Source organism: Pantoea septica (genome assembly GCF_002095575.1).
Taxonomy (GTDB): domain Bacteria; phylum Pseudomonadota; class Gammaproteobacteria; order Enterobacterales; family Enterobacteriaceae; genus Pantoea; species Pantoea septica.
The window spans coordinates 103,399-116,450 of the sequence record NZ_MLJJ01000001.1 but is presented as its reverse complement, the minus strand read 5'-3'; the positions used below and the strand labels follow the sequence as shown (position 1 = coordinate 116,450).

Sequence of the window (13,052 nt, the reverse complement as noted above, 5' to 3'; positions counted from 1 at the left end):
CTGCAGGCTCACCCTCCATGGAAAAGCGACTGGACAACAACGGCTACATCGATTTCCCCTTCCCCGCCACGCGCAACGAGGACGGTTCGCTCAACCCGTGCGGCATCGATCTCACGCTGCAAACAGAGCGCATCGATGAGATCGCGGTGCTGGCGCAGTCGGCGAATCTTCGGCGTCTGCTGGAAGAGATCAATCTGCAGGATGGGCTATTTATGACGCTGGCGTGCGACTGGCAGCAGCGCGACGATGCGGTATGCGGCTTTATCGATTTCGCTTTCCGTCCCGACCTGCCGGTCGCCCGGCAAGAGACGCTAAGCCTCGACCAGGCTTTCGGACGCTACCTGCGCGAGCAGGCGACGCAGCACGATATGCAGCCGGAGGCGTTGATTAACTACGCCCGCTGCGTGCTGGACTGGGGCTGGTCGCCGCTGCGTCAACGCGCGCGGGAGTATGAAAAGGTGACGGTAATGTACTACTGCCAGCAGCGCGACGAGGCGGAGTGGTGCCTCGATCACCTGCGGCATTTTCTGGTGAGCTGGTATCCCGCCAGCCGCCAGGGGCTGCTGGCGCAGCAGGCATAGCGGCCAGCGTTTAAGGCTTAACCAGACGGATCGCGTGCTCCAGCATCCGCTGCTCATCGCGCTCGCTGTGAGAACGGTGCTGCCGCGCGCGCTTCAGCAGTGCGGAAAGCTCTTCCCGTTTGGTCTCATGGCCCGATTCGGCCAGCACGACCACCGCATCGCCAATGACGCGGCAGACTTCGTCGTAATCATCTTCATTTAATGCATCGCGCTTCATCGCTCCTCCTGCCAGGCTTCGCCGGTCGTCGTAAAAGAGTATTCAGAAACAGTAGTCAGGATCGTCGAGCGACGCAAACCCGCCGCAGGCGGAACAGCATCTGAGGCTTAGGGCTCCGCTTCGTCTTCGGCGCAGCCCTTCTCCAGAGAGCTGCGCCAGCGGTGCCTTACCGGCGGGTTGAGAGGGTTTGCAGCACTTTCAGCTCTGCCACCGCTTCCTGCATGGCGTCCATGCCAGCGGTCAGGGTGCGCAGGCTATCCAGCTGTTTCGCCATGTCTGCGCGCTCTTCGCGCGTGCGATGGCTCATCGCCGCGATGCTATCGGCCGCGAGAATGCTGCGCTCGGCCATATCGGTGGCGGTTTGCACCGTATTGGTGGCCACGTCGCGAATGCGTGAAATGGTGCTCACCGCATCGTCGATATTGCTCGCCGTGGCTTCCGCCTGCTCTTTAGACGAGTGGGCCAGACGACGCACCTCTCCCGCCACCACGGCGAATCCCCTGCCCGCTTCGCCCGCGCGCGCCGCCTCCACCGCCGCGTTAAGCGCCAGAATATTGGTCTGGAAAGCGATATTGCTGATGCCATGCGTAATGACATTGATGCCGTTTGATATCTCCTCCAGATCGTCCAGCCCCTCGCCTAAACGGCTCTGCGCCTGCTGGCTTTCTCTGGCGATATCGCTGATGCCGCGGATAGCGCTTTCAGCCATCGTAAGCGCTTCGCTCTGGCTCTGGGTCGCCGCTTCCAGCACCGGCAGCGCCTGCACGATAGGAGCCAGCTCCTGCTGATAATTCACCACGCGCGCCAGCACGCCCGACTGCACGCGGTTCAGCGCCTCCCAGCGGCGCAGCGCGCGCTGGGCGTAATGCGCCGCATAGCTGGCATACTCCACGGGAAATTGCGCCATCGCATTGGCGTCGTGATTGAAAAACACCAGCGCAGAGAGCGTCTGGTTAATCGGCACGCCCAGGATTTCGCCGAAGCTGGAGAAGCCGGCGGCGGGAATGCCTTTGAAAAAGTGGGCGTCGTGCAGCCGATCGGCGTTGCCTGCGCGGCGCAGTATGCAGTCGTTCATCAGGATCGCCGCCGGTTTGCCGTGGCGCCCGGTAAACGCCTGCCAGTCGCGCAGCGTCGCCTGTTTAAAATCGGTTTCGCGCATCAGATAGAGCCGGTCGCCGAACTCCAGGTCGCAAAAAAATTGCACGCTGCGGCTCTCCATTTTCGCCACGGAGCGAATAAAGAACGCCTCGCCCACCTTAACGGCGAAGGTCAACCCTTTCAGCCGCTCGGTAAGCTGCTGTTCATTGCACGCCAGATGCTCCGCCAGCGCCTGGGTAAAGGGCTGCTGCTGCCCCTGCTGATTGAACACCGAAGTCAGGGTGCGCGTAACGGGATCCGCTTCCGCGATTAACCAGCTCTTATTCAACGGCTCAAAGTTCTGGCTTTTAAAAGGAGCAAAAGATTTGCCCGCCGCCATGCGGCAGAAAACGATCACCGCTTTCCCCTGCAGCACGCGACCGCCTACGCCGATCCAGGTGCCGTCGAAGGTGACGCGCCCGCCCGCCGAGCCGCCGATCGCCAGGCAGGGAAAACGGCCGCTGTTGTACCAGGCCTGCATCAAAAATCCCTCCGACGCCGACAGCCCGTCGCAGTAGATCATGGCAAAGGTGCGATCGGCAGAGAGCGGCATGCGCAGCTTGAGCGCGGCCAGCTCCTGCTCGATCGCGCTGATGCGATCGGTCGCCGTGTGGGTGTCGCTGAGATGGAGGTCAACGATATGGGTTTCATGTTCCGCAACCAGGCTACGGGGCAGCCAGAGCCAGCTCCCCTCCTGGCCGTCTCCTTTGCAGTAGGTCGTCTGCCTGCCGCTGGCGCTGAGCGCGCCGTTAGAGGAGAGCGTAATCACGGTTAAATCCGCCGAGGAAAAGCGCTGCCAGGCCTGGCTGACCTTCTGGAAATCGGCCTCGGGCGGCACGAACGTCAGCAATACCCCCGCCGCGCGCGGTCTGAGACCTGCCGCAGAGAGCGAGGCCGGCAGGCTCTCGCAGTTGAAAATGCCGTTGGCGGGCTGAGACGCGCCTGCGAAACCTGAACCGAAAAGGCGTTTACCCATTGTCTTGAGAGCAGACATATTATTATTTCCACTGTAATTAAAAGGCGTGCATAGGCTGGTGTTGTAAAAAAAAGGAGGGCTAAAAGCAGGTCCGTTCGCAATCAGTACTCATGATCCCTACTCAGCGTTAAAAGAGGCGCTGAGCATGGGTTATCGACTCGTATTGTCAGAGCTTCAGCGATTACTGTGACTGGCATCACTGATAAGAGGAGTTAGGTATGTATTGAAAAGCGCCGGCCACAGGTTATTTCAGTACTTACTTCCGCATTTAATTATCTGTTTCGCGCTTTACCTTATATTTCTCTGCTACCACCCGCCTTCACATCATAAGCTGACGAATTAAACAGTTTAATAACATTTATCTTGCCGCAGCCTGATAATAATCTTATTAATATTTAATTAGTTATATTCATCAGCATTCCAGCGTGTTAATAAAAACCATTACAGGGATAAAGTATGCCGACGAAACACGCCGCTGCCGCGAGCGCGGAACCGGGTCTGTTCCAGACGTTAAAATCCTTCCCGGCGACTGTCCATGCGCTGCTCTTTTTTACGCTCGTTATACGGTTTAGCTATTTTATGGCGTGGCCATTTATCGCCGTCATCATGACGCAAAATTATCACCTGTCGCCGATCGCCATTGGCATGGCGATGACCAGCAGCGCGCTGTTCTCAGTGGCGCTGGGTATGTACGGCGGACAACTATCGGACCGACTGGGCAGACGCGTGATCCTGCTGCTGGGCTGCGCCTTTTCCGCGCTGGGATATGTCACCCTGGCGCAGGCCACCGGGCTGGGGCTGTTTATCGTCGGCCTGATGATTATTGGCGTCTCCTTCGCGTGGGTCGATCCCCCTTTGCGCGCGCTGATGAGCGATTTGCTGGGCGATCGTCGTCGCCGTGCGCTTGCGCTGCAAATGCGCTACTACCTGATTAACGTCGCGGCGGTGTTTGGCCCGCTGGTGGGGATCGTTTTTGGCCTGACCTCTCAAAAGGGAACCTTTCTGATAACCGGACTGAGCTATCTGCCTTTTTTCGCTTACGTGCTGCTGTTTATCCCGGCGGGTAAACTGCTGAGCGAGCCGCAGACTGGCAGCGAGCCGCCGGTGAAGCTGAACCAGATGGTGGGTATTATCGCCAGGGATAAAACCTATATTGCGGCGCTGCTGTGCAGCATTTTATGCAGCGTGGTGTTTATCCATTACGAAGCCATACTGCCCCAGTACCTGCTGTCGCTTGACGGCGGCGCGGCAGTGAAGTTGATCACCCTGATACTGGTCACCAATGCCTGTACCGTGCTGCTGTTTCAGACATTTATTGTGCGGTTTATGGCGCAGATAAACCTGCCGAAACGCATTCTGCTGGGCGGACTCATTTTCGCCCTGTCGCAGATATGCTTTTTTTCCGTGCGCTCAACGGAAATCTGGCTGTGGCTGGCGGTCACCGGCGTCTTTAGCCTGGGAGAAGCGATTCTTATGCCGAACCTGAACATCCTGCTCGATCAGCTGGCGCCGGCAAAGCATCGCGGTGCCTACCTGGGCGCCTCTATGTTGTCGACGCTGGGGATCGCTGCCGGCCCCTTGATCGGCGGCGTCATGCTGGCGCTGACCGGTGCCGGCGTTTTTATCTGCACCGCCTTGCTCAGCCTGATGCTGTGCGCCCTTATTTACCTCTTCAGGATCCGCATCCTGACCCGGCTGCAGGATGCATAATAAGGCGCTGATCACAGCGACGCGGCACCCCCGGGCGGCCAGAAAATAACGGCGATCCCAACGCATCGCCGTGCAATCAACCCTCGCTATGGCGCGCAACGACCGGGCGATCGCCACTTTTGAGCAGTCGAGGAGTCAGGGTGACAGCGGAATGAAGCGACTGTACGCAGGGGTGTTAGTCGCGGCTATGAAGACGGCGGGCGTGATTAAAGGACGCGAGCAGCCTGGCGACGTTAAAAAGCAAAGCAGGCCTGAACGAAAGATAAATTTGCGACTCATTCACCTGCATTTTGCGCGGCAAACAAGCTGACTAAAAGCTGAAACGATTTACCTAAAACACCTTTCCCTTGCTCTTTGCTTCTGTTTATCGCTCTGATCGCTTGTTCTGCGAGCAAAAACCTGTGACGCAGATCTGAATTATCTCATCCTTTCGACGGAAAATCGTGTCAGGTGAACCTCATCACGTTTTCCTGGGGCAGCTATTTATACTCTGACCCGACTTAAGCTAAATCAATTCAGCAACGGGATGCGGAAAAATGAAAAAGGCACTTTTAGCAGGCATGGTTATGGCAGCAATCAGTGGTCAGGCAGCAGCACAGACGTGGGTGCTGACGGATGCTGAAGCCGGCACGGACAAGGGAAACTGGCAGGTTGACAGTAAAGAGCTGAAGCTCTCCGGCGACGCTTTCAGCTTACAGCAGAAAGTCCTGCACGGCGGCAAGCAGGAAGGTTCTAAGGTGCTGACCATCACCAGTAAAAATGGCCTGACTATCGCCCTGAGCCCGACGCGCGGCATGGATTTGCTGCATGTAAATGGCGATGGCGTCCGGCTGGGCTGGGATTCGCCGGTCAACGAGGTGGTGAATCCAGCCTATATCAATCTCGAAAGCCGCAACGGGTTAGGCTGGCTGGAAGGATTCAACGAAATGATGGTGCGCTGCGGCTACGAGTGGACCGGGCATCCGGTGACCAAAGACGGCAGGATTTATACCCTGCACGGTAAAGCGGGCAATACGCCAGCGTCCCGCGTTGAGGTCACGGTCGATGAGAAGGCGCCGCATGAAATTCGCGTGCGCGGTCTGCTAAAAGAGAACACCTTTAAAAAGGCGAATCTGGAGACCTGGACCGAGCTGCGTTACGTGCCCGGCGCTAAATCCTTTACCCTGCATGACGTGCTGACCAACCGCGGCGACTATCCGCACGACTATCAAATTATTTATCACAGCAACTTCGGCACGCCGATTCTGGAAAAAGATGCGCGCTTTATCGCCCCGCTGAAGTCGGTTTCGCCTTTTAACGACTATGCGAAAACCGGCCTGAAAGCGTGGAACACCTACGACGCGCCGACCAAAGACTTTGATGAGATGGTGTTTAACCTGGTGCCAAAAGCGGACAGCAGCGGCAAAACGCTGGCGGCGGTGATCAACAGCAAAGGCGACAAAGGCGCATCTATTGAGTTCGACACCCACCAGCTGCCCCTGCTGACGATGTGGAAGAACACGGACACGCTGAAACAGGGCTATGTTACCGGCATTGAGCCGGGCACCAACTACGCCTATCCGGTCACCATTGAAAAAGAGCAGGGTCGCGTGAAGCAGTTAGCGCCCGGTCAAAGCACCACCTTTGAGCTGACCTACACCCTGCTGAGCAGCGCCAGCGCGGTTAACGCAACCGAACAGCGCATTAAGCAGATTCAGGGCGATGAACAGCCCACGGTGAATGAGAAACCCATCGCCGTAGAGTAATGTCGGCGGGCAGATCGCCACTGCTGCGGTTTGCCCTTTCTCGAACCTGCGGAACATTGAGGTCATGCTCATCCGGTATGTTGTTTAGCCTGGTCGCTTTTTTTCGCTTTCTCTGCCCCCGCCTGTGTAACAAAAAGGTCCCCTGCTCAATAAAGTCCTCCTATTATTAGGTTAATTAACCGGTTATTTGATAAACCCACGCTTTTACAGGAGATCACGATGAAAGCAGTTACGCTCAAGGCGCCCGGCGGTCTGGAAAACATCACCCTGACTGATATTGCCGACCCCGGCAGGCCCGGCAAAGGCGAAATTCGGGTGGCGATTAAAGCCAGCTCGCTAAACTTTCATGATTTGGTCGTGGCCAGCGGACAGTTCCCTACCCAGGATGGGCGTGTCTTACTGTCAGACGGCGCAGGCATTGTGGAAGAAGTGGGAGAAGGCGTTGAAGCATTCAAAGCCGGCGATCGCGTCGTCTCTACCTTTTTCCCCATCTGGCCGGCAGGCAAGCCGGTGCCCGCGGCAGGCAACTTTGCCCATACCCCCGGCGACGGCATCGATGGCATGGCGAGCGAATATGTCGTCCGCCCGGAAAGCGCCTTTACCCATGCGCCGCAAGGCTGGAGCCATGCCGAGTCTGCCACCATCACCACTTCAGCCCTGACGGCCTGGCGCGCGCTGGTTACAGATGGTCAGCTTAAAGCGGGTGAAACGGTGCTGGTGCAGGGAACCGGCGGCGTCTCTGTCGCGGCGCTGCAAATCGCTAAAGCGATGGGCGCCAGGGTGATTGCCACCTCCTCCTCCGATGAAAAGCTCGCCGCCGTACGAGCGATGGGCGCCGATGAAACCATCAACTACAAAACCACGCCGCAATGGGGCGACAAAGCGCTCGAGCTGACGCAGGGGTTCGGCGTCGACCACGTTGTGGAGGTAGGCGGTCCGGCCACCCTCAATGAATCCCTGAAGGCGGTCAAAGTCGGCGGCCATATTGCGCAGATCGGCATTCTCTCCGGCGATAAAGCAGACATCTCCGTGCTCTCCCTGCTGGCGAAGCAGGTGCAGCTGAAAGGCCTGATTGTGGCCAGCCGACAGGACCAGGTCGATTTTGTGAAGGCGCTGGAGACCATGGGCAAGAAGCCGGTGATTGACCGCACCTTCAAATACGCCGAGCTCGGCGACGCTTTTCGTTACCAGCAGAGCGGCGCCCATCTGGGTAAAATTTGCGTCGAGTGGTGATGGCGTGGGCGATAAGGGCGCCCTCCCTTATCGCCCTCCCGTCATGGCGCCAGCACGCGGCTCTTGTCGGACCGTGCCGGCGCCTGAAGATATCCGCCTTATCCCGCAGCATTAACCCGCTTTGCCATGATCCACGTCAGTTGGCAGATCGTCAGCGCCGAGAAAAGCCGGAATAGTAAACAGGACATAAGATGACCGACTTCGATTTTCATAAGTTTCTTATTAACGACCTGCCTTATACCTTTCTTTTTGAAGTCGTCATTCGCGTTTTTATTGCCTACAGCGTGGTTTTTATTTTTCTTAAAATTTCGGGCAGGCGAGGCGTTCAGCAGCTGTCGCTTTTCGAGGTGGTGATTATATTGACGCTGGGTTCAGCCTCCGGCGACGTGACCTTTTATGACGATGTGCCGGTGCTGCCCGTCATCATGGTTTTTATCGTTCTGCTTGCTCTTTACCGTCTGACGACCTGGGCTATGTCGCGATCGACCACGCTGTCGACCTTAATTGAAGGAGAAGTCGTTACCCTTATTTCGCAAGGAAAGTACGTATCCAGTAATCTCGACAAACTCAATATTTCTGAAGATGAGTTTTTAATGGAGCTGCGGCATGCGGGCGCAGAGCATCTTGGTCAGATTCGCCTGGGACTGGTTGAAGTCGATGGTCAGCTCAGCCTCTATTTTTATAAAGATGAAGATGTCGTTCCCGGCCTCTCCGTTCTGCCCGCTGAGCATCGCCCCTGCTTCACCCTCATCCCCCAGGACGGCTTATATGCCTGTAAGCGCTGCGGTCTGACACAAGAGATGCGTACCGGCGACAAAGGCAGCTGCCCCGAATGTGGTCGTGATATATGGTCGCTGGCGCTGCATTCGCATCGAACATAAATAGCGGGCCGGTTACTCTCCGCCGCCTCGTTTGCCCGCCGGCTATTCACCCGCCACGCTTTTAGCCGCTCTTTTTTTAGCCAAAAGAAGCCTGTGAAACAGCTGGTAATGATTTTTTTACTCGGGCTCGGCGCGTGCGCCGTTACGGCCTGCGCGCCGCGTCCGTACGACGCGCCAGCGCCGCCACATGCGCCCGGCGGGCAACACCCCCCTGGCGCGCCGGGCGGCAGCGGCCCCGTCGGTCAGCCTCAGTCATAGGATGAAAAAAGCGTAAGCATCCAGCATAACCGCCGGGCTTTGCTACGCTTTTAGTGAACGCCAACTCAAAGGAGACGAACTATGTCAGGAAAAATCGAAGATACCGTTAAAGAAGTTGCTGGTGCCGCTGAGCAGCAATGGGGCGAAGCCACTGATTCACCGCGTCATCGCGTTCGCGGTGCAGCGCGTCGTTATTCCAATCAGGCGACCTACGCTGCGCGTGACGCAGCAGACACCATCAAAGACCAGGTTCAGTCCAACCCGCTGGCCGGTCTGGCGGTCGCTGCTGGCGTTGGCGTCTTTATCGGCTTCCTGCTGGGTCGTAAATAATCCAGCGCGCCTTCCCGCATAATGCGGGAAGAACGGGAAGGGACGCCTGTCCCTTCCCGTCAGTTACTTCTGCCGCGACACGCCGTTCTTCTCTTCCACGCTGCTGCCAGCGCCAACCCGCTCTATGCGGGTGCCACCCCGGATTTTTAGCACGCCCGGCTACAGCCGCTGCTGAGCATCACTGCTTTTCAGCGTCATCAGCGCCGGAATAGAGACCAGCGCGGTGGCCATCACGTACCAGGCCGGGATATCAAGATTGCCGGTCTGCTTCATCAGGCCAGTGATAATCAGGCCAGCGCAGCCGGAAAAGATGGCGTTCGACAGCGAATAGGCGAGGCCCAGCCCGGTGTAGCGCACATGGGTGGGAAACATCTCCGCCAGCATCGCCGGACCTGGCCCCGCCAGCATGCCGACAATGCCGCCGGCGATAAACACCACCAGCGCGCGCAGCGCGGTCGAGGTGCTGTCAGCCTGCAACAGGTTGAGCAGCGGAAACACGAGCAGCAGCAGCAAGACGCTGGCCGTAACCATCACGCGGCGGCGGCCGATTTTATCGCTGAGCCAGCCGGCCGGCAAAATGGCGGCCGCAAAGCCCAGGTTAGAAACCACCGCGCTCAGCAGCGCCTGATTGAAGCCAGCGTGCAGCGCCGCCTGCAGATAGCTGGGCATAATCACCAGCCAGGTATAGCCCGCCGCCGACCAGAGCATCACCCGCGCAATCGCCAGCAGGGTAATTTTCAGCGTCTGCGCGGCGCTCGCCTGCGGACGGGGCTGCTGGTGCTGGCGAATAAAGCTCGGCGTCTCCTCCATGCTCAGCCGCAGCCACAGCGCAATCAGCCCGAGCGGCAGCGCCAGCAGGAAAGGCACGCGCCAGCCCCAGGCCAGCATCGCATCGCTGCTGAGCAGCCCCGAAAGCAGCGCTACGACCCCCGCGCCCGCCAGCAGGCCCAGCGCCACGGTAAAAGATTGCCACGCGCCGTAGAGCCCGCGCTTGCCCGGCGGCGCAAATTCGGTCATCAGCGCCACCGCGCCGCCATACTCGCCGCCCGCGAACAGCCCCTGCAGGATACGCAATCCGGTGAGGATCAGCGGCGCGGCGATGCCCAGCGTGGCGCTGGTTGGCGCCAGGCCAATCAGCGTGGTCGCCAGCGTCATCAGCAGCAGCACCGCGATCAGCGTTGGCTTACGGCCGATCCGGTCACCGATGCGGCCGAAGATGACCGCGCCCAGCGGACGAAAGAAAAAGGCGATGGCGAAGGAGGCGTAGGTCAGGATCAGGCTGCTGAGCGCCGATGCGCCGTGCAGCTGAAAGAAATTCTGCGCGATGAGCGTCGCGAGAAAGCCGTAAACGGCGAACTCATACCATTCGATAAAGTTGCCGACCGAACCGGCTATCAACGCGCGTCGCTGACGCTGCGCCAGCAGTTGAGGGTTTTCCACAGGCGTATCCTGGTGACGGACCTTTTAATGGGTCAAGTATAGGATTGCGACGCGCGTTCGGCCTCAGCGCGCCGCAAAGCGGCGCGGTTTTTCCATGCGAAACCCCATGCCGAGCAGCCGTCCAAAGACAAAGCGCAGGAACGGCCATTTGCGCAGCATGCCCGGCATCGGGTTTTTCCCGCCGCCGCCCGGCCGTTTACGGCTCATTTTGATCTGCAAAAACTGGGTGGCGACGGTGGGAAACTGGCGGCGTTTCTGCACCCGGGCCAGATCGCGCAGCGTGACCCTGCCGCGCTGCAGCGGCCGGGTCAGCAGGTTGGCGGCGGCCACCGCATCCTGGATCGCCAGGTTGACGCCGACCCCGCCGATAGGCGACATGGCGTGCGCCGCATCGCCGATGCAGAGCAGTCCCGGCCTCATCCACTTATCCAGCCGGTCGATACGAATCGACAGCAGCCGGACCTGCGACCAGTCGTCGAGGGTCTCCAGCCGGCCGGCGTGGAACGGCGACACCGCGGCGATGCGCTGCTTCAGCGCCGCCAGCCCGTCGCGCTGCAGCGCCTCAAACTCCCCTTTCTCGATAGTGAAGCCGCACTGCCAGTAGTCGCCGCGATCGATAACGATAAAGTTGTTGCGCGGGCCGCTGTGGCCGGTGCCCATCTCAGGATCTTCAGGCTGCTTGTCGAGCCGAAACCAGATCACGTCGCGCGGCGTGCCGAAGGCGCGGCTGGTCAGCCCCGCCTGCGCCCTGACCGCCGAATGCCGCCCGTCGGCGCCGATTACCAGCTGCGCGCGGATGGTCAGCGGCTGGCCGTCGCGCAGCGCGGTGACGCCGCACACCCGCTCCTGCTCGACGATCAGCTCGCTGAGCCTGGTCGAGGTCAACAGCCTGAAGCCGGGAAAGGCGGCGCACTGGTCGGCGAGAAAGTTAAGAAAATCCCACTGCGGCATAAAGGCGATAAAGCGGCAGCGCACCGGCAGGCGCGAGAAATCGGCCATCGTCACCTCCTCTCCGCCCATTTCCGCCTGCAGCTTTTCGGCGCGCTGATGCGGCAGCGCCAGCAGCTTATCCAGCAGGCCCAGATGGTGCATCACCTCCAGCGTGGAGGGATGAATGGTGTCGCCGCGAAAATCACGCAGAAAATCGGCGTGTTTTTCAATAACGACGACCTGCAGGCCCGCGCGCGCCAGCAGGTAGCCGGTCATCAGGCCCGCCGGACCGCCGCCGACGATGCAGCAGTCAGCGGAAAGCGTCTGTGATGGCATGGTCACTCCTCGGTTAGTGCCTGACAGTGTAGGCCAGCTGTCAGCCATAAAATACAGACTTATTGCAGGGATATTGCCGTCTGGCTTGAACGATCCCATCTGGCTGCCAGGCTTAAAGGTAATGTCTGTCATCCCACCATAAGGAGAAAACATGTCGAGATTTACAGGAAAAGTAGTCGTTGTCACCGGGGCGGGATCGGGTATTGGTCAGGCTACGGCGAAACAGTTTTCCCGTGAAGGCGCCGCCGTGGTGCTGGTCGGCCGAACCGAAGAGAAGCTGCAGAAGACGCTGGCGATGCTGACGTCAGGCGATCATCTGGTGGCGCCGTGCGACGTCGCGGAGGTCGATCAGGTCAAAGCGCTGCGCGATCGCGTGGCGGAGAAGTACGGGCGCGTCGACGTGCTCGTCAACAACGCGGGCAGCGTGGTGCAGGGCCGCATTCACGAAGTGCAGCCGGACGACTGGCATAAGCTGATGAAGGTCGATCTTGACGGCGTTTACTACTGTATTCACCACTTTATGCCCGACCTGCTGAAAACCCAGGGCAACGTGGTCAATATCTCTTCGGTTTCCGGCCTTGGCGGCGACTGGGGCATGAGCGTCTATAACGCGGCGAAAGGCGCGGTGACCAACTTTACCCGTTCGCTGGCGATGGATTACGGCGCCGACGGCGTGCGCGTCAACGCCATCTGTCCCGGCCTGACCTTCACCGACCTGACTGAAGAGATGAAAGACGACGAGGCGCTGATGGAACGCTTCTATGACCGCATCGCGCTGCGTCGCGCCGGCGAGCCGGACGATATCGCCAGCGCGGTGCTGTTTATCGCCAGCGACGACGCGCGCTATATCACCGGCGTCAACCTGCCGGTCGACGGCGGCATTACCGCCTCGAACGGACAGCCGAAACAGGCATAACGCGCCACCGACGGCATCGCGCTGTGCGATGCCGCTCACCCTCAGGAGAGACTATGAACCAGGATTATCTGATTTTCGGCGCCGGCTATCACGGCGAAGTCAAAAGCTTTGCAGCGGGCCAGGTAGAGGTCGAGGTTGAGATCAAAGCGCCTGAAGAGACCGAGAGCAGCACTTCGCCGAATCGCGAGGAGCTGCAGCGCTATGTGCTGCCGGTCACGGTGGTCGCGGTGGACGGCAAACGCTACAACGTGGCGACGGAAGAGAACCCCAGCGAGGATGAGGTCAAACAGGCGGTCGAGCGCTGGCATGCGCAGCCGATTCAGGCCGACGAACTGCTGTAACCGCCCGAGGCGCGGCGTCAG

At 59.2% G+C, this 13,052-nt stretch carries 12 protein-coding genes; 8 read left to right on the top strand and 4 right to left on the bottom strand.

Going from position 1 to position 13,052, the window contains the following annotated elements:
- The first annotated feature begins 17 nt into the window (after positions 1-17).
- On the top strand, positions 18-581 hold the full coding sequence (locus tag HA46_RS00560; protein WP_084881872.1) for a hypothetical protein: 564 nt from the start codon (positions 18-20) through the stop codon (positions 579-581).
- Between the two features lie 10 nt (positions 582-591).
- Here the strand turns inward: HA46_RS00560 and HA46_RS00555 are convergent, their stop codons facing one another.
- Positions 592-798: a DUF2767 family protein gene (locus HA46_RS00555; protein ID WP_033789656.1), complete on the bottom strand. Its 207-nt coding sequence runs from the start codon at positions 796-798 to the stop codon at positions 592-594.
- Between the two features lie 166 nt (positions 799-964).
- Positions 965-2,929 (bottom strand): methyl-accepting chemotaxis protein, encoded by a 1,965-nt coding sequence (locus HA46_RS00550; protein ID WP_084881871.1) that lies wholly within the window; start codon positions 2,927-2,929, stop codon positions 965-967.
- A 438-nt stretch (positions 2,930-3,367) separates the two neighbouring features.
- On the opposite strand from HA46_RS00550, the gene HA46_RS00545 reads away from it, so the two are divergent.
- From HA46_RS00545 to HA46_RS00520, 5 genes are all read left to right on the top strand, one after another.
- A complete protein-coding gene (locus HA46_RS00545; protein ID WP_033789652.1) occupies positions 3,368-4,621 on the top strand; it encodes an MFS transporter in 1,254 nt (417 codons plus the stop codon).
- Positions 4,622-5,157: 536 nt separating this feature from the next.
- Positions 5,158-6,366, top strand: a complete 1,209-nt coding sequence (locus HA46_RS00535; protein WP_084881869.1) for an aldose 1-epimerase family protein — start codon at positions 5,158-5,160, stop codon at positions 6,364-6,366.
- A 219-nt stretch (positions 6,367-6,585) separates the two neighbouring features.
- On the top strand, positions 6,586-7,599 hold the full coding sequence (locus HA46_RS00530) for a zinc-dependent alcohol dehydrogenase family protein (RefSeq protein WP_084881868.1): 1,014 nt from the start codon (positions 6,586-6,588) through the stop codon (positions 7,597-7,599).
- A 191-nt stretch (positions 7,600-7,790) separates the two neighbouring features.
- The gene (locus HA46_RS00525) at positions 7,791-8,480 is read left to right on the top strand and encodes a DUF421 domain-containing protein (protein WP_084881867.1); all 690 of its coding nucleotides are present in this window, start codon (positions 7,791-7,793) and stop codon (positions 8,478-8,480) included.
- A gap of 339 nt (positions 8,481-8,819) precedes the next feature.
- On the top strand, positions 8,820-9,068 hold the full coding sequence (locus tag HA46_RS00520) for an ElaB/YgaM/YqjD family protein (RefSeq protein WP_033747813.1): 249 nt from the start codon (positions 8,820-8,822) through the stop codon (positions 9,066-9,068).
- A gap of 159 nt (positions 9,069-9,227) precedes the next feature.
- Here the strand turns inward: HA46_RS00520 and HA46_RS00515 are convergent, their stop codons facing one another.
- Positions 9,228-10,508 (bottom strand): MFS transporter, encoded by a 1,281-nt coding sequence (locus HA46_RS00515; RefSeq protein ID WP_084881866.1) that lies wholly within the window; start codon positions 10,506-10,508, stop codon positions 9,228-9,230.
- A 63-nt stretch (positions 10,509-10,571) separates the two neighbouring features.
- Positions 10,572-11,774, bottom strand: a complete 1,203-nt coding sequence (locus HA46_RS00510; protein WP_084881865.1) for an FAD-dependent oxidoreductase — start codon at positions 11,772-11,774, stop codon at positions 10,572-10,574.
- A 151-nt stretch (positions 11,775-11,925) separates the two neighbouring features.
- On the opposite strand from HA46_RS00510, the gene budC reads away from it, so the two are divergent.
- Together budC and HA46_RS00500 are read left to right on the top strand one after the other, a co-directional pair.
- Positions 11,926-12,690, top strand: coding sequence for a meso-2,3-butanediol dehydrogenase (gene budC / locus HA46_RS00505; RefSeq protein ID WP_084881864.1), 765 nt, complete (start codon positions 11,926-11,928; stop codon positions 12,688-12,690).
- A 53-nt stretch (positions 12,691-12,743) separates the two neighbouring features.
- Positions 12,744-13,031 (top strand): hypothetical protein, encoded by a 288-nt coding sequence (locus HA46_RS00500; protein ID WP_033789636.1) that lies wholly within the window; start codon positions 12,744-12,746, stop codon positions 13,029-13,031.
- The last annotated feature ends 21 nt before the right edge of the window (positions 13,032-13,052 follow it).